Origin of the sequence: Streptomyces sp. NPDC006463, assembly GCF_042870715.1 — a bacterium.
Taxonomy (GTDB): Bacteria; Actinomycetota; Actinomycetes; order Streptomycetales; family Streptomycetaceae; genus Streptomyces.
This window is the reverse complement of record NZ_JBIAHP010000004.1, coordinates 56464-82165: the sequence shown is the minus strand read 5'-3', so window position 1 is coordinate 82165 and position 25702 is coordinate 56464. Positions and strand designations below refer to the sequence as shown.

The window sequence follows — 25702 nt, the reverse complement described above, 5'->3', positions numbered from 1 at the left end:
CGGCGCGACCCGGGTCAGTCCCCGGCGGTGTGGATCCGCACCAGTTCCGCCCCATCCCGCTCGGGCAGCCGAAGCCCGAACTCCCGGTCGAGCACGTCGAGCAGCTCGTCCGGGCCGACGGACCGCCGCTCGTCCCGCCCGTCGGGGTGCAGCCGGGTGAGCTCGCGCCCGACCAGCGCCCGGCGGACGTCGTCGCCCGGGTGCTGCACGATGACTCGCCCGATGAAGGCGGAGCGGGGGTGGGTGGAGCTGTAGTGGTTGAGCAGGAGGTAGTCGACGGGGTGGTACCGCTGCGGGGAGAACGCGTACAGGTCGCGCCAGGCTCCCCCGCGCAGGAAGCACAGCACGAGGATGCCGTCCTCCTCCTCGCGCACGCGGTACGTCCACTGCCCCTGCCGCACCTCGCCGCCGGGCTGCCCCAGCGGGACGGGCTCGCGCGGGCCCTGGTAGCCGAACCCGGCGTCGCACAGCCACGGTTGTCCCTCGGCGGTGGCGACGAGGACGGCGTGCGTCACCGGAGTCAGGGAGTCCCCGCGGGTGCGGTTGCGGGCGCCTCGCCCCGAGACCTCGAAGCCGATCCGCTCCAGTGCGGCAGCCAGCAGTGAGTTCTGCTCGTAGCAGTACCCGCCGCGGCGGGCGTGCACGAGCTTGTCCTCGATCGCCTTTGTGTCCAGCTCGACGGGGCGGCCGAGCAGGACGTCCAGACTCTCGAAGGTGATGGCGGCGGTATGTGCGCGGTGCACTGCGTACAACGTCTCCAGGTCCGGACGGAGTTCCCCGCCCCCACCCCCGATCCCGATCCGTGCCAGATACGCGTCCAGGTCCAGCTCGTCACCGCTCCACATGGCTCCCCCGTTTCCCCGTGTCCCTCGGTCCGTCCGCGGTGTACGCGGCGTCCACACAATGATCGCGGGCCCGAGAACGCCGGAGGCGGGCAGGTCCCCCAAGAGACCTGCCCGCCTCAGCGGATCACGACATCAGCACGGCATCACCCGGATGTACTGGCGGAGATCACTTGTTGCTGGGGCGTCGTATTCCTCGCCTCGCCCGTTCTTCACGCGCGCCGTCGGGGCCCAGGCCGGGGGTAGCCGAGCTGGTCGGCGGGCTCCTTCCAACCTCCGCAGACCTCAGCGACCTCGCGGGGATCTTCGACCGTGAGACGCGCCTCAAGGTGTTCGACCTGGTCGGCCGAGAACAGGACGCCGCGGGGGCGGTCCGCCCGGGCGAGCGCCGGGCGCAGCGGCTGCAGCTCGGCCGGGATGTGCCCGTCGGGACCGGCCAGCGGGTGCTGGAGCCAGTCAGCGAGCACGCAGCGGGCGCACTTGGCGTCGGCGACAGGTCCGGCCGCCGAGCCCGCAGGCTCGGCAGGTGTAGTCGAAGGCGGTGCCCGCAGGCTTCGCAGATGCCGGTCCCGTCCTCGGCGGTCCCGATCAGGCCGGCGGGACGGCGGAGTGTCCGGCGGCGTGCAGGATCGGGGCGAGGCGAACGATCACGGAGGGGCAGTGGGAGTCGCCGGAGACCAGGGCCTACGCCGTGATCACGCGGTCGAGGGCCACCTGTCGCTGCTCGGCTCGCTGGCGGTCGCGAGTGCGGCCCATGGCCCTCGGGGCGACGGATCGTGGTCCCGGGCGGCTGGCAGCGGACGGACCGGTGCGCGTCCGCAGTCTTGCGGATCTCCTCGTTGACGACCTGGATCTCGATGGGGTCCCCGGGCTGGCAGCCGAGGGTGTCGCAGAGCGCCGCGAGGGGGTCCAACGACAGCCGCTGCGGGGGCTGGGTGACCAGGCGGAAGACCTGTTCCCGGGACAGGGTGATGCCCCGCGCCGCGCGCCTGGTGCCGGCCTCACGATGCATCTACGACGAAGGGGACCGGCCGGAGGCCGGTCCCCTTCGTGAGCTGCTGGTCAGCTACCTGTGCGGACTACGTCGGATGTTGCATCCAACGCAATTGCGCCCGGTATCAGCTGCAGCCGCTGGTGGAGCCGCAGCCCTCGCAGATGTAGCAGGAGCCGGCGCGCTGCATCTTCGTACCGCAGGAGAAGCAGAGCGGAGCGTCGGCGGAGACGCCCAGCTGCATCTCGACCAGTTCGGCGTTGCTGTGCGCCGTCTTCGGAGCCGGGACCGGGGCGACCGCCGGCTTCGGGGCCGACGGGACGGCGGCCAGCGGGGCCGACTGGGCCAGCGACTCGGTGTCCAGCTCGTCCTCGAGGGGCTCGTAGGAGCCGGTCTCCAGGTGGCGCTGACGCTCCTCGGCGGTGTGGATGCCGAGGGCCGAGCGCGTCTCGAAGGGCAGGAAGTCGAGCGCCAGGCGGCGGAAGATGTAGTCGACGATCGACTGCGCCATCCGCACGTCCGGGTCGTCCGTCATGCCGGCCGGCTCGAAGCGCATGTTCGTGAACTTCGAGACGTACGTCTCCAGCGGGACGCCGTACTGCAGACCGACAGAGACGGCGATGGAGAAGGCGTCCATCATGCCCGCGAGGGTCGAACCCTGCTTGGACATCTTCAGGAAGACCTCGCCCAGACCGTCGTCCGGGTAGGAGTTGGCCGTCATGTAGCCCTCGGCGCCACCGACCGTGAAGGAGGTGGTGATCCCCGGGCGGCCCTTGGGGAGGCGCTTGCGGACGGGACGGTACTCGATGACCTTCTCGACGGCTGCGCGGATGGTCTCCTCCGTCTTGGCGGTGACCTCCTCCTTCTCCTCTTCCTTCTTCTTCGCGGAGAGGGGCTGGCCGACCTTGCAGTTGTCGCGGTAGATCGCGAGCGCCTTGACGCCCAGCTTCCACGCCTCGAAGTAGATCTCCTCGATCTCCTCGACGGTCGCCGACTCCGGCATGTTGACCGTCTTCGAGATCGCGCCGGAGATCCAGGGCTGGATCGCGGCCATCATGCGGACGTGGCCCATCGCGGAGATGGAACGCTCGCCCATGGCGCAGTCGAAGACCTCGTAGTGCTCGGTCTTCAGACCCGGGGCGTCGACGACCACGCCGTGCTCGGCGATGTGGGCGACGATCGCCTCGATCTGCTCCTCCTGGTAACCCAGGCGGCGCAGGGCCTGCGGGACGGTGCCGTTGACGATCTGCATCGAGCCGCCGCCGACGAGCTTCTTGAACTTGACCAGGGCCAGGTCCGGCTCGACACCGGTGGTGTCGCAGGACATCGCGAGACCGATGGTGCCGGTCGGCGCCAGGACGGAGGCCTGGGAGTTGCGGAAGCCGTTCTTCTCGCCGAGGCGCAGGACGTCCTGCCAGGCCTCGGTCGCCGCGGCCCAGATCGCGTTGTCCAGGTCCTCGGTGCGCGGCGCGACGGCGTTGGCGTCGGCGTGCTGCTTCATGACGCGCTTGTGCGACTCGGCGTTGCGGGCGTAGCCGTCGTACGGGCCGACGATGGCGGCCAGCTCGGCGGAGCGCTTGTACGCGGTACCGGTCATCAGCGAGGTGATCGAGGCGGCGAGGGTGCGGCCGCCGTCCGAGTCGTACGCGTGGCCGGTGGCCATCAGCAGGGCGCCGAGGTTGGCGTAGCCGATGCCCAGCTGGCGGAAGGCGCGGGTGTTCTCGCCGATCTTCTGCGTCGGGAAGTCCGCGAAGCAGATGGAGATGTCCATCGCCGTGATGACGAGCTCGACGACCTTGGCGAAGCGCTCGGCGTCGAAGGACTGGTTGCCCTTGCCGTCGTCGTTCAGGAACTTCATCAGGTTCAGCGAGGCGAGGTTGCAGGACGTGTTGTCCAGGTGCATGTACTCGCTGCAGGGGTTGGACGCGGTGATGCGGCCGGACTCGGGGCAGGTGTGCCAGTTGTTGATCACACCGTCGTACTGGATGCCCGGGTCGGCGCAGGCCCACGCGGCCTCGGCCAGCTTGCGGAAGAGCGCCTTGGCGTCGACCTTCTCGATGACCTCGCCGGTCATACGGGCACGCAGCCCGAACTCGGTGCCGTTCTCGACGGCCGTCATGAACTCGTCGTTCACGCGGACGGAGTTGTTGGCGTTCTGGTACTGGACGGACGTGATGTCGTCGCCGCCCAGGTCCATGTCGAAGCCCGCGTCACGCAGGGCGCGGATCTTCTCCTCTTCCTTCACCTTGGTCTCGATGAAGGCCTCGACGTCCGGGTGGTCCACGTCCAGGACGACCATCTTGGCCGCGCGGCGGGTGGCGCCGCCCGACTTGATCGTTCCCGCGGACGCGTCGGCGCCGCGCATGAAGGAGACCGGGCCGGAGGCGTTGCCGCCGGAGGAGAGGAGCTCCTTGGAGGAGCGGATGCGGGAGAGGTTCAGGCCGGCGCCGGAGCCGCCCTTGAAGATCATGCCCTCTTCCTTGTACCAGTCGAGGATCGACTCCATGGAGTCGTCGACGGCCAGGATGAAGCAGGCGGAGACCTGCTGCGGCTGGGGCGTGCCGACGTTGAACCACACCGGGGAGTTGAAGCTGAAGATCTGGTGCAGGAGGGCGTAGGTCAGCTCGTGCTCGAAGATCTCCACGTCGGCGGGCGACGCGAAGTAGGCGTGGTCCTCGCCGGCCTTCGTGTACGTCTTCACGATCCGGTCGATCAGCTGCTTCAGACCGGTCTCGCGCTGCGGGGTGCCCACCGCGCCGCGGAAGTACTTGCTGGTGACGATGTTGACCGCGTTCACCGACCAGAAGTCGGGGAACTCGACGCCACGCTGCTCGAAGTTGACCGAGCCGTCGCGCCAGTTGGTCATGACGACGTCACGGCGCTCCCAGCTCACCTCGTCGTAAGGGTGCACGCCGGGGGTGGTGTGGATGCGCTCGATACGCAGGCCGCCCTTGGCGGCCTTGGTCCCCTTGGCGCGGGAACCACGTGCCGAGCTGCTCGCCGTCTCTGTCATGCCGCCTCCCAATGCGGGCAAAACGCCCTAAAGTGCCAGCGCTATTCCGCGGCACGGTGCTGTGTCTTGTATCTACGTCTCTTCGCCTGACTCACCGGCCGCTCCGCGTTGCGATTGCAGTGCGGGGCGGGCCGTCCGGTCAGTCGGCGGCGGAGGCGGGCACGGGGACCGAACCGGTCCCACCGGGCTCGCGCTCTTCGGGGTGAGGCCGTGGCACGCGGAGCTCCGCGATTGCGGTCTCGAAGTCTTCGAGGGTGTCGAACGCTTTGTAAACGGACGCGAAGCGCAGGTAGGCGACCAGATCGAGTTCCTGCAACGGGCCGAGTATGGCCAGACCCACGTCGTGGGTGGTCAGCTCGGCACTCCCGGTGGCGCGCACCGCCTCCTCGACCCGCTGGCCGAGCTTGGCGAGGGCGTCCTCGGTGACCGGCCGCCCCTGGCACGCCTTGCGCACGCCGGAGATGACCTTGGTACGGCTGAAGGGTTCGGTCACCCCGCTGCGCTTGATCACCATCAGCGAGGCCGTCTCCACCGTCGTGAAGCGACGGGAGCAGTCGGGGCACTGACGGCGCCTGCGGATCGACGTGCCGTCGTCCGTGGTGCGGCTGTCGACGACGCGGCTGTCGGGGTGCCTGCAGAAGGGGCAGTGCATGGTTCCCTCACCCTCCCTCTTGGCACGACTGAATCACCCCACGAGGCCCCTGAACGACAGAGACAGGCTCTGCCGGGGGCTCGTGAAGCAGCCACAAGCATATGCGATGCCGGGACCCTCAACAGACCGAGGACCACAACTTCTGGGTGGCCGCGCTCATCCAACCACTAGATCTTGGGTTGTGGCGGATTTACCCGACCCTGCGTGTCGCGGCGTCCGATAGCCGGATACGAGGCCTCGCGGTGCCACACTGGAGCCAGGCCCCGAAGGCGGCGACCCGACCGGGAAGGGTACCGTAAGCGGCGGATGCCGAGCCGAACCCGCGTTCGGTGAACCGATCGTCCATACCACCCCTCGATGTACCCACGCGGGACGATCCGCGATTTTTCACTCGAACGTGTGTTTGGCGCAACCTTTCGAAAGCAACTACCGTTGTCCAGCTAGGGAGAACATTTCGAGAGGGGCCGACGTGACCACCACCGCAGACAGCGCCACCATCACTGCCCAGAACCGCTCCCAGAGCCGACTTGAGCCGGTGCACGCCATGAACGATGCAAACCTGAACCCGGAGGCGGAGCCCGTACGCCCCGCACGCTCGCTGCCAGGTCGACCTCCAGGCATCCGCGCCGACAGCTCCGGGCTCACGGACCGGCAGCGGAGGGTCATCGAGGTCATTCGCGACTCGGTGCAGCGGCGGGGTTACCCGCCGTCGATGCGGGAGATCGGCCAGGCGGTCGGCCTGTCCAGCACCTCCTCGGTCGCGCATCAGCTGATGGCGCTGGAGCGGAAGGGCTTCCTGCGCCGCGACCCGCACCGCCCCCGGGCGTATGAGGTACGGGGCTCCGACCAGCCCAGCTCGCAGCCCACGGACACCACCGGCAAGCCCGCCGCCTCCTACGTTCCCCTGGTCGGCCGGATCGCGGCCGGCGGCCCGATCCTCGCCGAGGAGTCGGTCGAGGACGTCTTCCCGCTCCCCCGCCAGCTCGTCGGCGACGGTGAGCTCTTCGTCCTCAAGGTCGTCGGCGACTCGATGATCGAAGCCGCGATCTGTGACGGCGACTGGGTCACGGTCCGTCGCCAGCCGGTCGCGGAGAACGGAGACATCGTCGCCGCGATGCTGGACGGCGAGGCCACCGTCAAGCGGTTCAAGCGCGAGGACGGCCACGTGTGGTTGCTCCCCCACAACTCCGCCTACCAGCCGATCCCCGGTGACGAGGCGACCATCCTCGGCAAGGTCGTCGCAGTACTGCGGCGGGTCTGACCCGCCGCCACCATCCAGCCCCCGGGATCCACTGCGCCGGTCCCGGGGGTTGTTCCATGCCCGCAGCCCGCTGCCTACTTGCCGTCGGCCTTCGCGGAAGCATCGATGGCGGCCAGTGAGCGCCGGGCCTGATTGCGGTCCGTCGTGTACCAGAAGTCCGGCAGTGTCGCCCGCAGGAAGCTCCCGTACCGCGCCGTGGCCAGTCGGGGGTCCAGCACCGCGACGACACCCCGGTCGCCGCTGGCCCGTACGAGCCGACCCGCGCCCTGGGCCATCAGCAGGGCGGCATGCGTCGCCGCGACGGCCATGAATCCGTTGCCGCCGTGCTCCTCCACCGACTTCTGCCGGGCGCTCATCAGCGGGTCGTCGGGACGCGGGAACGGAATCCTGTCCATGACGACCAGCTGGCAGCTGGGTCCGGGCACGTCCACGCCCTGCCAAAGCGACAGCGTTCCGAAGAGGCAGGTCTTCGGGTCCGCCGCGAAGGCCTTGATCAGCTCGCCGAGCGTCTCCTCGCCCTGGAGCAGGATCGGGTTGTCGAGCCGGCCGCGCAGTTCCTCGGCGGCCGCCTTGGCTCCGCGCATGGAGGAGAAGAGCCCGAGGGTACGACCGCCGGCCGCCTCGATCAGCTCGGCGAGCTCGTCCATCATGTCGCCGCGGGTGCCTTCGCGGCCCGGCGTGGCCAGGTGCTTGGCGACGTAGAGGATGCCCTGCTTCGGGTAGTCGAAGGGCGAGCCGACATCCAGGCCCTTCCAGAGCGGCGCGTCGTCCCCCTCGACCCCCTCGGGGGACAGGCCCAGCGAGGCCGCGACCCCGTTGAAGTCGCCGCCGAGCTTGAGGGTGGCCGAGGTCAGGACCACCGAGCGGTCCTCGAACAGCTTCTCGCGCAGCAGGCCGGACACGGACAGCGGGGCGACCCGGACGGTGGCGCCGAAGCGGTCGTGGCGCTCGTACCAGACGACGTCGTACTCGGAGCCGTTGGTGATCCGCTCCGCCACCGTGTGGATGCCTTCCACGCCGGCCAGGGCCTGCTTGCGGACCGCGTCCTCGTCGTGGACGGACTTGTCGCGGGTCGCGCCGATCGCGGAGATCACATTGCGCGCGGCGTCCCGCAAAGCCATGAGCGCGTAGCCGAGGTCTTCGGGGATCTCCTCCAGCCGGCCGGGGAGCGCCAGCTCCATGACCCGCTCGAAGGACTCCGAGGCAGTCTGCAGGGAGTCGGCCGTCTTCTCGTCGACCAGCTTGGCGGCACGCTTCACCGCCCGGTTGACCTGCCCCGGGGTGAGCTCGCCGGTGGCGACCCCGGTCACCCGGGAGACCAGCTCGTGCGCCTCGTCCACGATCAGCACCTCGTGCTGGGGCAGCACCGGGGCGCCCTCGATCGCGTCGATGGCGAGCAGCGCGTGGTTGGTGACGACCACGTCCGCCAGCTTGGCGCGCTCACGCGCGGCCTCGGCGAAGCACTCGGCCCCGTACGCGCACTTCGTCGCGCCCAGGCACTCGCGGGAGGAGACAGAGATCTGCCCCCAGGCCTTGTCGGAGACGCCCGGGGTCAGGTCGTCGCGGTCGCCGGTCTCCGTCTCGTCCGCCCAGTCGCGCAGGCGCAGCAGGTCCTTGCCGAGCTTGCTGGTGGGGGTGGCCGCCTCGAACTGGTCGAAGAGGCCCTCCTCCTCGTCCTGCGGCGCACCCTCGTGCAGGCGGTGCAGGCACAGATAGTTGGAGCGGCCCTTGAGCATGGCGAACTGCGGGCGGCGGCGCAGCTGCGGGTGCAGTGCCTCCACCGTGCGCGGCAGGTCGCGCTCGACGAGCTGGCGCTGGAGTGCGAGGGTCGCGGTGGCCACGACCACCCGTTCCCCGTGCGCGAGCGCCGGCACCAGGTAGCCGAGGGACTTGCCGGTGCCGGTTCCGGCCTGGATGAGCCGGTGGGAGTTGTCGTCGATCGCTTCGGCGACGGCTTCGGCCATGGCCACCTGGCCGGGGCGCTCCGTGCCGCCGACGGCGGAGACGGCGGCGTGCAGCAGGTCGGGGAGGGAGGGCTTCGTCATAGCACTGCCAACCCTACGGGGCTCCACCGACAGCGACGGCACGGACGAGGGTTCACGGCCGGTAAAGGGGGTTGGGTACGGTGCCGTGCTGTACGGCGTGCGGGCGTGTCGGGCGGTCGCGGTAGCCGTCCTCGTAGAGCCGGTTCCGGTTCAGGCAGAGCCGTCCGACGCGCTCGCCGAGCAGGTCGAAGAGCTCGTAGCGGTCCTTGAGCTCCGGGAAGCGGGCCTGGTGGCGGAGGATCTCCGCCCGTACGAGGAACCAGAACTCGCTCTCCGGGACGCCGAGGCGGTCCTCGCACAGGGCCGAGAGGTAGCGGAAGACGCCGACGAAGAGCCCGGAGTGGATGAACTGCGGCAGGAAGTCCGCGGGCTCGGTGAGCAGGACCGCCCGGACCTCTTCGGGCAGGGAGTCCAGCTCGGGCAGCGGTTCGGCACTGATGTTGACGTCGTCCACGAAGTCCTTGACCGCGAGGCGGACCGGGACGTCCTGTTCGTCGAAGATCACGATGGCGTTCTCTCCGTGCGGGGAGAAGACGGTGCCGTAGCGGTAGAGGAAGTGCAGGAGCGGGGGGAGCACGGCGGCGAACAGGCGCTGCAGCCAGGCCTCGGGGGTCAGCCCGGACCGGGCGACGAGTTCGGCGGTGAAGGAACGGCCGCGCGGGTCGGTGTGGAGGAGCGAGGCGAGCGTGCGGGCACGCTCGCCTGATGCGAGGCGGCCGGTCAGGGGCTCGCGCCAGATCGCGCCGAGGAGCTCCTTGTACTGGTACGGGACCTCGGGAAGCTCGTCGTAGACGGCGTGGCGGACGGTAACGGAGGCGACCTCGCCGAGCAGGATGACCCGGCATTCGTCGCGGAGGAAGGGGTCGGCATCGCGCAGGGAGTGGATCCAGGCGGTGACGGCGGGGGCGGCGAGGGCGAGGTCGCTGGGCAGGCCGCGCCAGACCATGGTGTTGAAGACGGAGAGCGGGAGCTTGACGCTGTGCCGGTCGGGACGGGTGAGGTTGAGGAACGTACGGATGGACTGCTGCGGCAGGCGCACGTCGGGATCGGCGGGGAGCGGGACGAGGGCACCCGAGGCGAGGGCCGGGGCGAAGAGGGGGAGGACGACCTCGTCCCACTGCCAGGGGTGGACCGGCAGGTAGAGGTAGTGGAGCGGGTCCAGGCCGCGGTCGCGCAGGGCCTGGTCGAAGGCGGCGCGGGTGACGGGGTCGAGCTCGGCGGAGTAGAGGCGGGCGGGATCCTCCAGGCCGGCGGTGCCGCGGTAGGTCGCGAGCGAGGTGTGGGCGGCGAGCCAGGGCAGCCGTTGGCGGGTGCGGGACTCGGGGGCCCAGGCGGCGGTGTCGGATGCGGATAGACCGATGCGCCCCTTGTTGAGGACGAGCCAGGGGTGGCCGGTCTGGTGGCCTTCGAGCGCGGCGTAATCGAGGTCGGCGAGGACGTCGGCTGTGAGCGCGGTGTGATCGATCCGGGCGTCGGCGCAGAGGGTGGCGCTCAGCTCTCGGACGAGGTGGCCGAGGGTGACTCCGTCGACGCCGAGGAGGGTGCGGGAGCGGGTGAGGAAGGCGTACGGGTCCCCGAAGGGGGTCGGCGGCTGTCGTGAGGACGGAGGCGGGGTGAGGGTGATCGTGTCGGGGGCGACGTGCCAGCTGCCGTAGGCGCGGCGGCGGGCCCGGAAGCCGAGACTGCTGCCGTCGTCCAGGGTCAGGGTCCACGCGTCGCCGTCGGCGGCGGCGGCCGGGGCGGGGACAGGGACCGGGACCGGGCTGATGATCTCCTCGTAGGCGAACTCCGCGAGCATCTTGGCGAGCAGTCGCCTGGCGGCGCCGTCCCAGGTCGCGCGGTTGAGTTCGGGGGGTGTGCGGGGGTGCTGGGGCGAGTGGGGCGCGGAGGGTTCGGCGGAGTCGGGGGCTGCGGGAAAATTCGGCACGGGACTCCTCGGAGATCGGGAACTGCGCTTCGTCACGCAGAGTTATCAAAGGGAGAGGTGCGAAGAGCGACGACGGGTCAGGGTGTGCGGGGCGGCAGTCAGAGGAGATTGCGCAGCGCCCGCTCCCGGACCATCAGGGCCGCGCGCTTCTCGGGAAGGTCGATTTCCGTGTAACAGCGGAATCCGGAGCTCAGGAAGGCCGATACGGAGGGGGTGTTGCGGATGTCCGGTTCCGCGATCACGCGTGTGCAGCGAGGGCGGTTGTCGAGCACCAGGTCGGCGACGGCGCGCAGCAGAGTGGTGCCCAGGCCCCGGCCGCGGTTCGGGCCGTCTCCGATGAGCAGGTGGATACCCGTGTCGTGGGGGCGCGCCGGGTAGTGGCGGGAGAGCGGGTCCAGGTCGGCCCGGTAGATCTCCCAGTAGCTCATCGGTGTGCCATCGAGGAGACCGAGGCAAGGGATGCTGCGGCCGTCCCCGTCGAGCTGGGCCCGCAGGTGGGCGGCGGTGACGGCAGCGGGGCCGGCGAGCTCCCAGTAGGCGGCCACCTCGGGGTCGTTCATCCAGCCGGTGAGGAGTTCCAGGTCTCGGCCGGGGCGTACGGGATCGAGGCGGAAGGCTCCGGCGGGGGTGTCGGTGCTGCCCCAGGTCGCCGGGGAGTCGAGGAGGTCGGCCTCGGCGAGCAGGGGCAACAGCTCGGCGGTGCGCCGCAGTTCGAAGGTGTCGTCGAGGGGCCGGACCAGGCCGGTGGCGTGGGTGGCGGGGCGGACGGGATCGGCGGGGGCGTTTGTGGTGGGCATGGGGGCTCTTCCCCGCGTCGGCGGCGACGCGTCAATCGTGGAGGGGGTTGGCGATGGTGACGTAGACGGACTGGGTGTCGACGGGTCCGACGAGTTCGTCGAGGCCGCCCAGGCGGGTGAGCAGGTTCGCCTTGCAGCGCAGGGTGGGCGAGTCGAGCAGCCTCGCGGGGAGCGGGCCGAGGCCTGAGGTCTTGCCGAGGAATCGACGGAAGGCGGCGAGGAGCACGCGCTCGTCGGCGAGCCGCTGGGATCCGAAGGCGCCGATGAGGCCCAGCACGTTGTTGATGCCGAGGTAGTAGGCGAAGCGTTCGTCGGTGACGGCGTCGGAGACGAAGGTGTCGCTGAGGCTGCCGATGCCGGGGAGCCGGTGCTCCAGTTCCGTGCGGTGGGACTCGCGGAAGTAGTAGCCCTGGTTGTCGCGGTAGCGGCCGCCGACCGGCCAGCCGACCGGGTCGAGGAGGACCAGGGTGTTCTGCTGGTGCGCTTCGAGGGCGATGCCGGCGAGCGCGTCGAAGGCGAGGACCGGAAGGACCACATGGTCGAGGTAGCGCAGGAACCACTCGGCGGAGACCGCGGAGGTGGTGCGTCCGGTGGCGGCGGCGAGGGCGGAGACGATCTCGGCGAGCCGCGAGCTGATGGTGGTCCGCCCGGGCCAGGGGCGGGGCGAGGTGAGCGCGGCGACGCAGACGGCGTCGTCGCCGGAGCGGAAGGGGTTGTGGCGCAGCAGGGCGTCGAGTCCGGGGACGGGGGTGCCGTCCGGGGAGTCGACGGCGACCCAGGCGGGGTCGCGGACGATGTCGAAGCCGGGGTGGGCCGTCTGCCACTGCTCGGCGAGGCCGGTGCGGAGCAGCCGGTGCACTTCGACACCGCGGTGGAGCTCCTTGCGGAGGTTCTCCCGGCGGGAGTTGGTGATGCGCAGGCCCAGGGAGAGCTTGAGCATCGCGGGCGCGCCCGGGCGGTGGACGGTGCGGACGGAGGAGGTGGGGTACCAGTGGGCGCCGTACGGGCCCAGGTCGTGCAGGAGTCCCGCGTCGCGGAGGGCGGCGACGGCGGGGCGCTGGAGCAGGTCGCGGGCCTGCCAGGGGTGAAGGGGAAGGGGGATAGCGCCGTCGGGGAGGGAGAGTCCGGGGGCGAGCCGGCCGAGCAGCGCGGTGGCCGAGACGGGACGGCCGCGTTCGGTCCAGGCTGATTCGGTGGCGAGGACGGACGGCGCGACGGCGAACCAGTGCAGGGGGAAGGAGCCGTGGAGTTCTGGTGAGTAGCGGCGCACTTCGGTCTCGGAAAGTCCTTCGCGGCTCTTCGGGTCCGGCTGGAGGGGGTGGCCGAGGAGGAGGGACTGTTCGGCGGTCAGGAAGCGGTCCACACCGATGTGGGAGGGGGCGGCGGGGCGTTCGCGCCGGTCGGCGATGAACTCGGCGGTGCGGCGGACCGAGTCGGCGACCCGGCCGACGAGGTCGGCGCTGCCGCGGACGCCGCAGGGGCCCGCGGCTGTGGCTGCGACCGTGGCCGCATGTGTGCCTGTGCCCTCGCGGGCGATCAGGGCGGCCAGGGTGACGGCGTCCAGGGCGGGGGCAGCGGCGGGGGCGGCGGCCAGCCGGGCCGGGCCGAAGCGGTGCCATCCCGTGGGGGACCAGTACCGCACGGGGACGACCAGGGCCGCGCCGGATGCGGGGAGGGGGATGCGCAGCGGGGTCCCGGCGAGGCCGTCGGGGCGGCGAAGGCCCGCTTCGCGGACCCAGCAGCGGAGGAGGTTCTCCACTGCCGCTCCCTCGGCGGCGACGGCCGGGTCGGGGTGGTCCAGGAAGTCGGGCACCGCTGTCGGCGCCACTGTGGGGGGACCTGCCCAGCCGGGCCGGGGTCTGGGCGTGCCGTCCTTCTGACGCGGCACGGTGGCCGCCGCCTCGATTCCGGTCGCGGGGGGCTGCTGGTGCGCTGCTCCGGCGGTGGGGGCCGGGACTGTGGGACGGGACTCGACGGCCGGGGAGCGGTCGGCCGGGGAGCGGTCGGCGGAGGCCTCGTACCGTTCGGCGGCTCCGGGCGGCGGTACGGATGCCTGCCCGGGCCCGGTGGTCCGAGGAGGATCGGCGGGAGTCGGCGGCGGCAGCGGTGGCGCGGGGGGAACGAGCCCGGGGGCGGTGTCGGGAGACGCCGCGGGGGCCGGGCGCTGCTGGACCTCGGCGTGGCCGGGGTCCTCCTGGGCACCTCGCTCGGGCGGCGTGGGTGACCCGGGGGCCAGCTGGGCGCCGGGGTCGGGGTCAGGGGCGGGGGCTCGATCGGGTGCCTGGTGTTGTGCGGGGGCGGGGTCCGCGGGTCCGGCGGCCGCGGGGGCCGGGGACTGCGGGAGCGGCCCGCTGTGGGGCGGGGTGGACTGGTGCGGATCGGGCATCGCGGGTCCTCGGGGTCCGGGTCAGTGGGGTCGTCGGGCTGCGGCCGGGATGGCGTCGGCCAGGCGGTCTAGGACCGCCGCGGCCTGCTCGTCGGTCAAGGTCAGTGGAGGGAGCAGCCGGACGACGGCGTTGTGGCGGCCGCCCAGTTCGACGATCAGGCCGCGGTCCAGGCACTCCTGGCGGACGGCCGCGGCCAGGGCCGGCGCGGCCGACCCGGTGTCGGGGTCGACCAGTTCGACGCCGATCATCAGGCCGCGCCCCCGGACGTCCCCGATGCAGGGCTGGGCGGAGGCCAGGCCGCGCAGGGCGGTCAGCATGCTCTCGCCCAGGGCGGCGGCGCGCTCGGCGAGCCGGTTCTCGCGGACGAAGGCGAGCGTGGCGGCTCCGGCGGCCATGGCGAGCTGGTTGCCGCGGAAGGTGCCCGCGTGGGCGCCGGGGGTCCAGATGTCCAGGCCCGCCCGGTACACGATGACCGCGAGCGGCAGGCTGCCGCCGATCGCCTTGGACAGCACCATCACATCGGGCACCACCCCGGCGTGGTCGACCCCCCAGAAGGCACCGGTGCGGCCCACTCCCGTCTGTACCTCGTCGGCGATCAGCGGGATCCCCCGCGCCTCGGTGATCTCCCGCATCCGGCGCAGCCAGGCGTCCGGGGCCGGGAGGACCCCGCCCTCGCCCTGTACGGGTTCGACGATCAGGCCGGCGGGGGCGGGTACCCCGCCCTTGGGGTCGTCGAGGAGGTTCTCCGCCCAGCGGGCCCCGAGTTCGGCCCCCTCGGGGCCGCCGATTCCGAACGGGCAGCGGTGGTCCTGCGGGTACGGGAGCCGGGTCACCCGTACGTCCTGGGCGCCGCCCGAGGCGGCGAGGGCTCCGGCGGTCATCCCGTGGTAGGCCCCGGTGAAGGCGAGCAGGCCCGAGCGACCGGTCGCGGTGCGGACCAGCTTGAGGGCGGCCTCCACGGCGTCCGTGCCGGCGGGTCCGCAGAACTGGATGCGGGCGTCGGCGGCCAGTTGCGGTGGCAGGTTGGCGAACAGCTCGGTGGTGAAGGCGTCCTTGACCGGTGTCGCGAGGTCGAGCACGTGCAGCGGAGCCCCGGAGTCGAGGACCTTGCGGATGGCTTCGAGCACGACCGGGTGGTTGTGCCCGAGGGCGAGGGTTCCGGCCCCGGAGAGGCAGTCGAGGTAGCGGCGCCCGTCGGCGCCTTCGATCGTCAGCCCGCGGGCCCGCACGGGGACGATGGGCAGCGAGCGGGCGTACGTCCGGGCGGCGGACTCCCGCTGCGCCTGTCTGCGCAGGATGCCGTCCGGGGAGGGGGACCGGCCGGGCCCGCCAACTCCCCCGGCCGCGCCGGGTCCTGGCACCCGGCTCCCCTGCGACGGCACCTGCGGCGCGATGTCGGGCGTGCTCTGCGGTGTGCTCTGAGGCGCGATCTCCGCCGGGAACTCTTCTGCGACCTCTTCCGTGAACTCCGCCGTGAACCCCTGGGCGCTCTGAGGCGTGTTCTGTGCGGCGGCCTCGGCCGCGGCCGGCTCGGTCAAAGCCACGAGTGTCGTCCTCCCGCACGGATTGCACTTCCGGATTGCGCCTCGAACACGAACGCTGCCCATCCATCCCCCGTACGTACCAACGACGGTGACGGCGAGGGATCACGGGTGGACGCAAGATCCTTGCCCGGCAAGGCGGGAGGGCCGGGGAACCGCAGCCCCGGGCTGTGCCGTCCCTCACCACGGCGGCATAGTGGGGTGCTGCACTCCACGCCTCGAAACCACCAGGGGGACGAACGACATGCGACCGAACCGACCGGTCACCGCGATCCTGTGCGCGGCCGCGCTCGCGCTGACCGCCGCGGCCTGCGGCCCCGGCGACGGGGAGGCCGGCGGCGACGCCAAGCCGACCGTGGCGGCGAGCCTTCCGGGCAAGGACGGGATCAAGATCCCCGACGGGCTCAAGGACAAGCTCAAAGAGCACGGCATCGACCTGGAGAAGTGGAAGGGGGGTGCGTGGAAGAACTGGAAGAAGGAGGACTGGCTCCGCGAGGCGGGCGACTACGTCAACCCGATCATCGAGGGCCTGTGGGACCCGGACCGGATGCGTGACGCCGAGCAGCCGCAGCAGCCGGCCGTCGACCCGGACGCGGGCAAGGACCAGGGCGTGACCGACCCGACCCCGGCGCCGGTGACGGCCAAGGCGGCGAACACGCCCTACCACACGAGCGTTCCGCAGGCGGGCAAGGTCTTCTTCGACGGCCCCGAGGGCTCGATGGTCTGCTCGGCGACCGTGGTCAAGGACCCGGCCCACCCCGGCAAGTCCAACCTGGTCTGGACGGCGGGCCACTGCGTGCACGCGGGCAAGTCCGGTGGCTGGTACCGCAACATCGCCTTCGTCCCGTCCTACAACAACGCGGGCAGGCCGGCGGCGCAGCTCAAGGGCGCACCCCGCGAGCAGGTGGCCCCGTACGGCGTCTGGTGGAGCGACTGGGCGCAGACCTCCGACCAGTGGATCGCGAACGGCGGCCCGACCGGTGGCGCGGGTGCCCCGTACGACTTCGCGGTGCTGCACGTGACTCCCGAGAAGGGCAGCGGCAAGTCCCTTGAGGAGACGGTCGGTTCGGCGCTCCCGGTGGAGTTCAACGCCCCGGCGGTGACGAAGGTCGCGAGCCTCACGGCCACCGGATACCCGGCGGCGGCGCCCTTCGACGGCCAGAAGGCCTACCAGTGCGCGGACAGGCCGGGCCGGCTGTCGCTGACGGCGAACGACCCGGTGATGTACCGCATCGGCTGCACCATGACTGGCGGTTCCTCCGGTGGCGGCTGGGTCGCGGCGGGCGCGGACGGCAAGCCTGCGCTGGTGTCGAACACCTCGATCGGCCCGGCCAAGGCGGGCTGGCTGGCCGGACCCCGGCTGGGTCCGGAGGCGCAGGGCATCTTCACCGCGGTGAGCGGCAAGTTCAAGTAGCCCCGGAACGACGGAGAAAGGCCGAGGCCCCCTGCACCGCAGGGGGCCTCGGCCTTCTCACATGCACGTCAGCACGTCATGCGTCCGTGCGTCACCGCTTCGCCAGCGCGTACGGCGCCAGGTCCGCCGCCAGCTCCTGGTGGACCCGTGCCTTGAGCAGGGTGCCCTCCGGGGTGTGCTCCTCGGAGATCACGTCACCCTCGGCGTGTGCCTTGGCGACCAGCGAGCCGCGGGTGTACGGCACCATGGCCTCCACCTCGACCTCGGGCCGCGGCAGCTCGGTGTCGATGAGCGCGAGGAGTTCCTCGATGCCCATGCCCGTGCGCGCCGAGACGGCGATGGAGTGCCGCTCGATGCGCAGCAGCCGCTGAAGGACGAGCGGGTCCGCCGCGTCCGCCTTGTTGATCACCACGATCTCGGGCACGTTCACCGCGCCGACCTCGCGGATCACCTCGCGCACCGCCGCCAGCTGCTCCTCCGGCGTCGGGTGCGAGCCGTCCACGATGTGCAGGATGAGGTCGGAGTCGCCGACCTCCTCCATCGTGGAGCGGAAGGCCTCGACGAGGTGGTGGGGCAGGTGCCGGACGAAGCCGACCGTGTCGGCCAGGGTGTAGACCCGGCCGCTCGGCGTCTCGGCCCGGCGCACGGTCGGGTCGAGGGTGGCGAACAGCGCGTTCTCCACCAGCACGCCCGCGCCCGTGAGGCGGTTGAGCAGCGAGGACTTGCCCGCGTTGGTGTAGCCGGCGATGGCGACCGACGGCACCTTGTTGCGGCGCCGTTCCTGCCGCTTGATGTCACGGCCGGTCTTCATCTCCGCGATCTCCCGGCGCATCTTCGCCATCTTCTCGCGGATCCGTCGCCGGTCGGTCTCGATCTTGGTCTCACCGGGGCCTCGGGTGGCCATGCCGCCACCGCCGCCGCCACCCATCTGTCGGGACAGCGAGGCACCCCAGCCGCGCAGGCGCGGCAGCATGTACTGCATCTGCGCGAGAGCGACCTGCGCCTTGCCCTCTCGGGACTTGGCGTGCTGGGCGAAGATGTCCAGGATCAGGGCGGTCCGGTCGACCACCTTCACCTTGACGACGTCTTCGAGGGCGATGAGCTGGCCGGGGCTGAGCTCGCCGTCACAGACGACGGTGTCGGCGCCGCTCTCCATGACGATGTCGCGCAGCTCGCGCGCCTTGCCCGATCCGATGAAGGTGGCCGGGTCCGGCTTGTCGCGGCGCTGGATCACGGCGTCGAGTACGAGGGCACCCGCCGTCTCGGCGAGGGCGGCGAGCTCCGCGAGGGAGTTCTCCGCGTCGTTCACCGTGCCGGAGGTCCAGACACCGACGAGGACGACACGCTCCAGGCGGAGCTGCCGGTACTCGACCTCGGTGACGTCTTCGAGCTCGGTGGAGAGGCCGGCGACGCGGCGCAGGGCCGCACGCTCGGAACGTTCGAACTGCTCGCCGTCCCGGTCTCCGTCGATCTCGTGGCTCCAGGCGACGTCCTCTTCCATCAGGGCATCGGCCCGAAGGCTCTCGGTGAAGCTCGGCGAGTCCGGCACGTCCCGTGCGTCCCGCGCGTCCTGGGAAGGGGAAGAAGAGGAGGTCATTGGATCCTTACGTCGATTCGAATAGCACTGCTGGAACTGTCACGTCCAACGTGTCACACCGCCGGGGGATTCCCCGAACGGCCCCGTCGATGGTGACATGCCCGTTCCCCGGCGGTCACACCCTTTATTTGCCGGCCGCGGTCCCGCTCCACTCCGGGTGCCCGGGCATGGCGGGGGTCGTCTCCCCGTACAGCCACGGCTCCAGGAAGTCCTTCAGGTCCCGGCCCGCCTCCTCGGAGGCCAGGCGTACGAAATCGTCCGTGCCCGCGACCCCGTCCCGGTGGTCCGCCACCCAGCGCCGCTCGACCCGGTCGAAGGCCTCCGTACCGATCTCCTGGCGCAGCGCGTAGAGGATCAGCGCCGCCCCGTCGTACACCACGGGCCGGAACAGCCCGATCTTCTGGCCCGGGGCGGCGGCCTTCGGAGCCGCCGGGGGGCCGCCCGCCGCCCGCCACTGGTCGGAGCGCTGGTACGCCTCGCGCATGCGTCGCTCCAGGGAGTACTTGCCGAGCCCGTCCGCGTACAAGGCCTCGTACCAGGTGGCGTGCCCCTCGTTGAGCCACAGGTCGGACCAGGTCCGCGGGGCGACGCTGTCGCCGAACCACTGGTGGGCGAGTTCGTGGACCATCACGGCCTCCACGTACCACTCGGGGTAGCCGTCGCCCGAGAACAGGCCGTGTTCGAAGAGCGAGAGGGTCTGCGTCTCCAGTTCGAAGCCGGTGGTGGCCCGGGCGATCAGCACCCCGTAGTTCTCGAAGGGGTAGCGGCCGACGCGCTCCTCCATCCATGCGATGTGCCCGGCGGTCTTCTTCAGCCAGGGGTCGAGCTTCTCCCGGTCCCGGGCGGGCACCACGTCGCGCAGCGGCAGCCCGTGCGGTCCGGTTCCGTGGACGACGGCGGAGCGGCCGACGGAGACCTGGGCCAGCTCGGTGGCCATCGGGTGCCGCGTCCGGTACGTCCACGTCTTCGAGGAGCCCGCACGCAGGGTGCGGAGGGCGGGAAGGACCGGCAGCCCGTTGGCGACGACCGTGAGCCCTTCCGGGGCGGTGACCCGGAAGGTGAAGTAGGCCTTGTCGGCGGGGTGGTCGTTGCAGGGGAAGACGCGGTGGGCTGCGTCCGCCTGGTTGGCCATGGCCAGGCCGTCCTCGGTGGGCACCCAGCCGCCGTCCCCGCGTCCGCGTGGGTCGCTGGTGTGCCGGACCGTGATGTGCAGCGGCACATGGCGCGGAAGGGGGTGTGCGGGGGTCAGTACGAGGTCCTCCCCCACGCTCTCGAACCGCGCCGGCTCGCCGTTGACCTCGGCGGACGCCACTTTTCCGTGGGTGAAGTCCAGGTTGATCCGGTCCAGGGGCTGCAGGGCGCGGGCGTCGATCACGGTGACCGCGTCGAGGGGGGTGCGGTTGTCCTTGTAGGTGAAGGACAGGTCGTAAGAGAGCACGTCGTACCCGGGGTTCCCGAGCTCGGGGAACAGCCGGTCGCCGATGCCCAGCGCCGCCGGCGGGGGCAGCACGGCGGCGACGAGGGAGAGGGAGGCCGCGGTGAGCAGGGCGGCGCGCAGGCGCGGTGAGGTGAGCTGCATCCACCACCGCTTACCAGCGCCCGCCGCGCTGCCGCGAACGGCGCGCGACGAGTCCACCCGAACGGGACCTTCCGGCGCCGACCCGGCCTACGCGCGACTGACGTCATAGACGCCGGGCACGTCGCGCATCGCCCGCATCAGGGCGGGCAGCCCGGCCGCGTCGGGCAGCTGGAGGGTGTAGCTGTGCCGCACCCGCTGCTCGACCGGGGGTTCCACGGTCGCGGAGACGACCTCGACCCCCTCGCGGGCGATGGCCTCGGTCAGGTCGGCGAGCAGATGGGGGCGGCCGAACGATTCGGCGAGGAGCGTGACCCGGCAGTCCGCCGTGGCCCGCCAGTGCACGGCGACGGAAGTACGCCCCACCGCGCGCATCTGGGCGACCGCGGCGCAGTGGACACGGTGCACGGTGACGGCCCCGCCCCGGACCACGAACCCGGCGACCGCGTCCGGCGGCACCGGGGTGCAGCATCCGGCGAGCCGGACGGGGGCGTCCGGCAGGTCGGCGACGGCGTTGGCCCCGCCGCCCCGGGCCCCGACCACCGACAGCGGCGCCCGCGCGGCCGAGGTGGTGGCCATCGCCCGGTCGGGATGGGCGTCGAGCCAGCTGCTGATGGCGATCCGGGCGGCCGGGGTCCGCGCGTGGTCCAGCCACTCGGCGGCGGGCCCCGAGGAGGCGTCCTGCGCGAGCAGCAGCTGCACGGTGTCCCCGTCGGACAGCGGGGAGGAGAGGGAGGTGAGGCGCCCGTTGACCCGGGCGCCGATACAGCCGTGGGCCGCCTCGCCGTGCTGCGCGTAGGCGGCGTCGATACAGCTGGCACCGGCCGGCAGACCCAGCGTCCCGCCGTCGGCGCGGAAGACGGTGATCTCCCGGTCCTGGGCCAGCTCGGCGCGCAGCACGCTCCAGAAGGTGTCCGGGTCGGGCGCGGACTGCTGCCAGTCGAGCAGCCGGGACAGCCAGCCGGGCCGCGTCGGGTCCACCCGCTCCTCGTCGCATTCCGCGGCGTCGGCCGTCGCGGTGGCGTACGGATTGCCGAGGGCGACCACGCCCGCCTCCGCCACGCGGTGCATCTGCCGGGTCCGCACGATGACTTCGGCGACGTAGCCCTCGGGCGTGGCGACGGCGGTGTGCAGCGACTGGTAGAGGTTGAACTTGGGGGCGGCGATGAAGTCCTTGAACTCCGATACGACCGGGGTGAAGCAGGTGTGCAGCTCTCCCAGGACCGCGTAGCAGTCGGCGTTCTCGCCGACGAGGACGAGGACACGGCCGAAGTCGGAGCCGCGCAGCTCGCCGCGTTTGAGGGCGATCCGGTGCACGGAGACGAAGTGCCGCGGGCGGACCTGCACCTGGGCGGCGATGCCGGCCTCGCGCAGGACGGTGCGTACGGAGTCGGCGATGGCGGGCAGCGGGTCGCGTTCCCCCGCGTGGGCCGCGATGAGCGCGCGGGTGTGCTCGTACTCCTCGGGGTGCAGGATCGCGAAGACGAGGTCTTCCAGCTCGGTCTTGAGGGCCTGGACGCCGAGCCGTTCGGCGAGCGGGATGAGCACGTCGCGCGTGACCTTGGCGATACGGGCCTGTTTCTCGGGTCGCATCACGCCCAGGGTGCGCATGTTGTGCAGCCGGTCGGCGAGTTTGATGGACATCACGCGGACGTCGTTGCCGGTGGCGACGAGCATCTTGCGGAAGGTCTCGGGCTCGGCGGCGGCGCCGTAGTCGATCTTCTCGACCTTGGTGACGCCGTCGACGATGAAGCAGACCTCGTCGCCGAACTCCTCGCGTACCTGATCGAGGGTCACCTCGGTGTCCTCGACGGTGTCGTGGAGCAGAGAGGCCGTCAGGGTGGTTGTCTCGGCGCCGAGTTCGGCGAGGATCAGGGTCACGGCGAGCGGATGTGTGATGTACGGCTCACCACTTTTTCGCATCTGACCGCGGTGTGAGGTCTCCGCGAGGACGTAAGCGCGGCGCAAAACGGACAGATCGGCGTCCGGATGGTGGGCGCGGTGCGCCTCGGCGACGTGCCCGATGGCGTCCGGGAGGCGGTCGCGGGACGTGGGCCCCAGCAGGGCCGCGCGGCCGAGCCGGCGCAGATCGAGCCTGGTCCGGCCCCGTCTGCGGAGCTCAGGGCGCGCTTCGGGGTGTGCTTCGGGGTTCGTGGCCTCTGCACTCATGGGCACCTCCGGCGGCTTCGACCGGCGGTGGCGGGCATGGGGTGAGCCCTCAGGGCCGGTGCCTGATGTTACCGACCCCACCACGTGGCGCAGTCCACCTCTCGCTGAGCGTGAAACGGATCACCCATTAGAGGGAAGCTTCAGGCGAAGGCCGTTTCGGTGAGCCAGGCCGCTTCGAACTCCCCCGCAGCCACGATCACGGCCGGTCCGGTCATGTCGATCTGCCCGTCGGGGTGCTCGGTGATGACCAGGGTTCCGCCGGGGAGGTCGACGGTGTAGGTGACCGGCCGGCCGGTGGCGGCCGGGTCGGCTCCGTCGCGGCGGATGGCGGCCACGGCCACCGCGCAGGCGCCGGTGCCGCAGGAGCGGGTCTCGCCGGAGCCTCGCTCGTGCACGCGCATCGCGACGTGCCGGGGGCCGCGGTCCACGACGAACTCGACATTGACCCCGGTCGGGTAGGCGGACGCCGGGCTGAACGGCGGGGCGGCGTACAGGTTCCCTGCGTCGTCGAGGCTGTCGACGAAGGCCACGGCGTGCGGGTTGCCCATGTTGACGTTGCGCGCGGGCCAGCTGCGCTCGCCGACCGAGACGGTGACCTCGCCCTCGGGGAGGACGGCGCGCCCCATCGAGACGGTGACGTCGCCGCTCTTGTCGAGGTGGACGTGCTTGACGCCGCCGCGGGTGGCGATCGCGAGGTCGCCGGGCTCGACGTGGCCGGCGTGCTGGAGGTAGCGGGCGAAGACGCGTACGCCGTTGCCGCACATCTCGGCGATGGAGCCGTCGCTGTTGCGGTAGTCCATGAACCACTCCGCCTGGCCGGCCAGGTGTGCGGCGTCGGGGTGCGCGGCGGATCGGACGACGTGCAGGACGCCGTCCGCCCCGATCCCGGCTCGGCGGTCGCACAGCTTCGCGACGGCGGACGCGGGCAGCTCCAGCGAGTTGTCCGGGTCCGGGACGATCACGAAATCGTTCTCGGTGCCGTGGCCCTTGAGGAAGGGGAGGGTGGTGTGCGTCACCCGCTCATGGTACCGAGCCGCAGTTCAGGGGCGCTGCGCAGGCCCCGCGGCGCGGCCCGGGCGCGGTCAGCGCAGCCGGGCGACGCGGTACACGGCAAGGCTGACGACGGCCAGCACGACCAGGGCGTACAGCGCGGCCATGCGCCAGTCGGGGCGGCGGCCGCTCCCCCGGGCCGGGAGCCCGGGCCAGGTGTAGCCCACCCGGCGGGCGGCCATCATCCCCCAGCCTCCGGCGCAGCAGCTGATGAGGAAGCCGAGCATGGCGACCACGGCTCCGCCGTCGCCGAACTCGAAGGCGAGCGGGAAGGCGAACATCAGCGATCCCGCGGCGGCGAGCACCGCGATGGGGGCGATCTGCCACAGGCGCAGGCGGCGCTGCGGGCGCAGCTCGACCTCGACCGCGGGTCCGGCGGCGGCCTCGGCCTCCGCGGAGTCCGGTGCGTCCGGGCCGTCCGGGGTCAGCCGCGCGGGGTCGGCGGGCAGGCCGAGTCCGGCGGGGCCGTCGGGCCCCGCGGACCCGTCCGTCGGGTCGGGGGACCCGTCCCTCCGGTCGAGAAGCCTCGGGTCCGCTTCCTGCCGGGTGTCGTCCCGCCCGGTGTCACGAGGGCCGGCCTCCATCGCCACGCGCCCTCCCCACTCGGACTCAGTACGCCGCAATTCACTGCGGGTGACCACACCCGCTGGAGTTTGATGATGGCACGCCGCCGACCCCTCGACGGGCGCCCGGGGCGTCCCGATGCCATCACGTGATCAGGCTGTGACCGCTCGTTCGACCAACGTCTGCGCGAGCCCGGCGAGTTCCCCCCGGTCCGCGGCGGCGCCGCTGAGCCAGTGCACGCGCGGGTCGCGGCGGAACCACGAGTCCTGCCGCCGGGCGAACCGCTTGGTGGCCCGGACCGTTTCGGCCCTCGCCTCGTCCTCGGTGCACTCCCCGGCGAGCGCGGCGAGCACCTGCTGGTAGCCGAGCGCCCTGGAGGCGGTTATTCCGTCCCGCAGGCCCCGTGCCTCCAGCTCGCGGACCTCGTCCACGAGCCCGTCCTCCCACATCCGGTCCACGCGCAACGCGATCCGCTCGTCGAGCTCGGGCCGGGCCACGTCGACGCCGATCTGCACGGTGTCGTAGACGGACTCGTGGCCGGGCAGGTTGGCCGTGAAGGGGCGGCCGGTGATCTCGATGACCTCCAGCGCGCGGACGATCCGGCGGCCGTTGCTGGGCAGGATCGCCCGGGCGGCGGCCGGGTCGACGGAGGCGAGGCGGGCGTGCAGGGCGCCGGGGCCGCGCAGGGTGGCCTCCTCCTCCAGCCGGGCTCGGACCTCGGGGTCGGTGCCGGGGAACTCCATGGCGTCCAGGGCGCCCCGCACGTAAAGGCCGGACCCGCCGACGAGGACGGGCGTGCGCCCCTCGGCGAGGAGCTTGTCGATCTCGACGCGGGCCAGCCGCTGGTACTCGGCGACGTTGGCGGTCTCGGTGACGTCCCAGATGTCCAGGAGGTGGTGCGGGACGCCGCCGCGCTCCTCGGTCGTCAGCTTGGCGGTGCCGATGTCCATCCCCCGGTAGAGCTGCATGGAGTCGGCGTTGACGACTTCGCCGTCGAAGTGGCGGGCCAGGGCTACGCCCAGATCGGACTTTCCGGCCGCGGTGGGACCGACGACGGCGATGACCCGCGGTGCGGGGGCTGCTTTCCTCACTGCCCCAGTCTCGCAGCCCCCGGTCAAGACACGCTCATGTACCCGATCGAGCTACGTGACGGGGTGGGGGAGGCGTCGTTGCCCTGGCGGGGTTCGGCCCGGTGGAGGCCCCTGCGGCCACGGGGGAACTTCACTCACACGAGTACCGTTAAAGGAGTAGACATGGGCGTTTTTGATCGGCTTTTTCGCCGTAAGGACCAGGGTGTGACCGAGGCGGTCGCCACCGAGTCCCCGACGGCGGAGTCCGGTTCGGCCGAGGAGACCGTGGCCGAGGAGACCGCGGCCGAGGCGGCTGCCGTGGAGGCTCCTGCGGCGGAAGCCGTGGAGATTCCGAAGCAGCAGTCGGCCGAGGTGGCCGCGGACAGCGAAGCCGGCGACGGCGCCCGTACGTAGCGACCGCCAACGGAAGGTGACCCATGGGCCTGCTGGACAATCTGAAGGCCAAGCTCGCTCCGGCGAAGGAGAAGGTCGAAGGCCTCGCCCAGAAGAACGAGGGCAGGATCACCGAGGGTCTGGACAAGGTGGCGAAGGCCGTGGACTCCAAGACCCACGGCAAGTACAGCGACCGGATCACGAGCGGTACGGGCAAGGCGAAGGACGCCCTGGGCAAGATCGCGCACAAGGACACCCCCGGCGGGCCGACGACGCCGCCCGCCGCTTCCTGACGCGGTACCGGAAAGGGGCGCGGGGGGCGCGGGGGGGGGGGCGCCGCCCCCCCCCCCCGGGGGCGGGGGGGGCGGCCCCCGCGGGGGGGGGGGAGGCGCCCCGCGGGCGCCCCCCACCCA

The 25702-nt window shown here is 71.8% G+C and carries 19 protein-coding genes and 1 pseudogene; 4 read left to right on the top strand and 16 right to left on the bottom strand.

The genetic code is table 11. The features are described from left to right. Positions 1-14: 14 nt before the first annotated feature. The 5 genes and pseudogenes from ACFYOB_RS09585 to nrdR form a co-directional block, all read right to left on the bottom strand. On the bottom strand, positions 15-845 hold the full coding sequence (locus ACFYOB_RS09585; protein ID WP_388556976.1) for an arylamine N-acetyltransferase: 831 nt from the start codon (positions 843-845) through the stop codon (positions 15-17). Between the two features lie 209 nt (positions 846-1054). Beyond that, complete coding sequence (locus ACFYOB_RS09580) at positions 1055-1309, bottom strand: hypothetical protein (RefSeq protein ID WP_388557700.1); 255 nt, start codon at positions 1307-1309, stop codon at positions 1055-1057. Between the two features lie 446 nt (positions 1310-1755). Beyond that, a pseudogene (locus tag ACFYOB_RS09575) lies at positions 1756-1854 on the bottom strand (hypothetical protein); the annotation flags it as partial. A 106-nt stretch (positions 1855-1960) separates the two neighbouring features. Then, positions 1961-4846, bottom strand: a complete 2886-nt coding sequence (locus ACFYOB_RS09570; protein ID WP_388556973.1) for a vitamin B12-dependent ribonucleotide reductase — start codon at positions 4844-4846, stop codon at positions 1961-1963. 139 nt (positions 4847-4985) lie between these two features. Beyond that, complete coding sequence (nrdR, locus tag ACFYOB_RS09565; RefSeq protein WP_328928017.1) at positions 4986-5498, bottom strand: transcriptional regulator NrdR; 513 nt, start codon at positions 5496-5498, stop codon at positions 4986-4988. A gap of 469 nt (positions 5499-5967) precedes the next feature. Between nrdR and lexA the strand changes: the two genes are divergently transcribed. Next, positions 5968-6759, top strand: coding sequence for a transcriptional repressor LexA (gene lexA / locus ACFYOB_RS09560; protein WP_215016496.1), 792 nt, complete (start codon positions 5968-5970; stop codon positions 6757-6759). Between the two features lie 74 nt (positions 6760-6833). On the opposite strand, the gene ACFYOB_RS09555 is transcribed toward lexA, so the two are convergent. From ACFYOB_RS09555 to ACFYOB_RS09535, 5 genes are all read right to left on the bottom strand, one after another. Beyond that, entirely contained in the window at positions 6834-8804 is a 1971-nt protein-coding gene (locus ACFYOB_RS09555) for an ATP-dependent DNA helicase (protein WP_388556968.1), read from the bottom strand. Between the two features lie 52 nt (positions 8805-8856). Beyond that, positions 8857-10731 (bottom strand): IucA/IucC family protein, encoded by a 1875-nt coding sequence (locus ACFYOB_RS09550; RefSeq protein WP_388556965.1) that lies wholly within the window; start codon positions 10729-10731, stop codon positions 8857-8859. A 98-nt stretch (positions 10732-10829) separates the two neighbouring features. Next, positions 10830-11528 (bottom strand): GNAT family N-acetyltransferase, encoded by a 699-nt coding sequence (locus tag ACFYOB_RS09545; RefSeq protein ID WP_388556963.1) that lies wholly within the window; start codon positions 11526-11528, stop codon positions 10830-10832. Positions 11529-11559: 31 nt separating this feature from the next. Next, positions 11560-13914, bottom strand: a complete 2355-nt coding sequence (locus tag ACFYOB_RS09540) for an IucA/IucC family protein (protein WP_388556960.1) — start codon at positions 13912-13914, stop codon at positions 11560-11562. 21 nt (positions 13915-13935) lie between these two features. After that, complete coding sequence (locus tag ACFYOB_RS09535; RefSeq protein WP_388557671.1) at positions 13936-15276, bottom strand: diaminobutyrate--2-oxoglutarate transaminase family protein; 1341 nt, start codon at positions 15274-15276, stop codon at positions 13936-13938. Between the two features lie 424 nt (positions 15277-15700). On the opposite strand from ACFYOB_RS09535, the gene ACFYOB_RS09530 reads away from it, so the two are divergent. Then, a complete protein-coding gene (locus tag ACFYOB_RS09530) occupies positions 15701-16870 on the top strand; it encodes a trypsin-like serine peptidase (protein ID WP_388556957.1) in 1170 nt (389 codons plus the stop codon). Between the two features lie 91 nt (positions 16871-16961). On the opposite strand, the gene hflX is transcribed toward ACFYOB_RS09530, so the two are convergent. The 6 genes from hflX to miaA form a co-directional block, all read right to left on the bottom strand. Continuing rightward, the gene (hflX, locus tag ACFYOB_RS09525; protein ID WP_388556954.1) at positions 16962-18467 is read right to left on the bottom strand and encodes a GTPase HflX; all 1506 of its coding nucleotides are present in this window, start codon (positions 18465-18467) and stop codon (positions 16962-16964) included. Positions 18468-18591: 124 nt separating this feature from the next. Next, the gene (locus ACFYOB_RS09520; RefSeq protein WP_388556951.1) at positions 18592-20046 is read right to left on the bottom strand and encodes a M1 family metallopeptidase; all 1455 of its coding nucleotides are present in this window, start codon (positions 20044-20046) and stop codon (positions 18592-18594) included. An 87-nt stretch (positions 20047-20133) separates the two neighbouring features. Further along, positions 20134-22212 carry a RelA/SpoT family protein gene (locus tag ACFYOB_RS09515; RefSeq protein ID WP_388556948.1) on the bottom strand — a complete coding sequence of 693 codons (2079 nt, stop codon included), beginning with the start codon at positions 22210-22212 and terminating at the stop codon, positions 20134-20136. Between the two features lie 140 nt (positions 22213-22352). After that, on the bottom strand, positions 22353-23228 hold the full coding sequence (dapF, locus tag ACFYOB_RS09510; protein WP_388556945.1) for a diaminopimelate epimerase: 876 nt from the start codon (positions 23226-23228) through the stop codon (positions 22353-22355). A gap of 66 nt (positions 23229-23294) precedes the next feature. Further along, complete coding sequence (locus tag ACFYOB_RS09505) at positions 23295-23846, bottom strand: hypothetical protein (RefSeq protein WP_388557668.1); 552 nt, start codon at positions 23844-23846, stop codon at positions 23295-23297. Positions 23847-23978: 132 nt separating this feature from the next. Further along, the gene (gene miaA / locus ACFYOB_RS09500; RefSeq protein ID WP_388556942.1) at positions 23979-24917 is read right to left on the bottom strand and encodes a tRNA (adenosine(37)-N6)-dimethylallyltransferase MiaA; all 939 of its coding nucleotides are present in this window, start codon (positions 24915-24917) and stop codon (positions 23979-23981) included. 204 nt (positions 24918-25121) lie between these two features. On the opposite strand from miaA, the gene ACFYOB_RS09495 reads away from it, so the two are divergent. Both ACFYOB_RS09495 and ACFYOB_RS09490 read left to right on the top strand, forming a co-directional pair. Next, entirely contained in the window at positions 25122-25310 is a 189-nt protein-coding gene (locus tag ACFYOB_RS09495; RefSeq protein ID WP_388556939.1) for a gliding motility protein, read from the top strand. A gap of 23 nt (positions 25311-25333) precedes the next feature. Further along, positions 25334-25582, top strand: coding sequence for an antitoxin (locus tag ACFYOB_RS09490; protein WP_388556936.1), 249 nt, complete (start codon positions 25334-25336; stop codon positions 25580-25582). Positions 25583-25702: the final 120 nt, after the last annotated feature.

What these genes read in the sequence shown, in the direction of transcription:
- ACFYOB_RS09555 (WP_388556968.1), bottom strand. Translation starts at nt 8,804, where the DNA reads ATGACGAAGCCCTCCCTCCCCGACCTGCTGCACGCCGCCGTCTCCGCC.
- ACFYOB_RS09490 (WP_388556936.1), top strand. Translation starts at nt 25,334, where the DNA reads ATGGGCCTGCTGGACAATCTGAAGGCCAAGCTCGCTCCGGCGAAGGAG.
- ACFYOB_RS09530 (WP_388556957.1), top strand. Translation starts at nt 15,701, where the DNA reads ATGCGACCGAACCGACCGGTCACCGCGATCCTGTGCGCGGCCGCGCTC.
- ACFYOB_RS09540 (WP_388556960.1), bottom strand. Translation starts at nt 13,914, where the DNA reads ATGCCCGATCCGCACCAGTCCACCCCGCCCCACAGCGGGCCGCTCCCG.
- ACFYOB_RS09515 (WP_388556948.1), bottom strand. Translation starts at nt 22,212, where the DNA reads ATGAGTGCAGAGGCCACGAACCCCGAAGCACACCCCGAAGCGCGCCCT.
- ACFYOB_RS09505 (WP_388557668.1), bottom strand. Translation starts at nt 23,846, where the DNA reads ATGGAGGCCGGCCCTCGTGACACCGGGCGGGACGACACCCGGCAGGAA.
- ACFYOB_RS09570 (WP_388556973.1), bottom strand. Translation starts at nt 4,846, where the DNA reads ATGACAGAGACGGCGAGCAGCTCGGCACGTGGTTCCCGCGCCAAGGGG.
- ACFYOB_RS09585 (WP_388556976.1), bottom strand. Translation starts at nt 845, where the DNA reads ATGTGGAGCGGTGACGAGCTGGACCTGGACGCGTATCTGGCACGGATC.
- nrdR (WP_328928017.1), bottom strand. Translation starts at nt 5,498, where the DNA reads ATGCACTGCCCCTTCTGCAGGCACCCCGACAGCCGCGTCGTCGACAGC.
- ACFYOB_RS09520 (WP_388556951.1), bottom strand. Translation starts at nt 20,046, where the DNA reads ATGCAGCTCACCTCACCGCGCCTGCGCGCCGCCCTGCTCACCGCGGCC.
- ACFYOB_RS09545 (WP_388556963.1), bottom strand. Translation starts at nt 11,528, where the DNA reads ATGCCCACCACAAACGCCCCCGCCGATCCCGTCCGCCCCGCCACCCAC.
- hflX (WP_388556954.1), bottom strand. Translation starts at nt 18,467, where the DNA reads ATGACCTCCTCTTCTTCCCCTTCCCAGGACGCGCGGGACGCACGGGAC.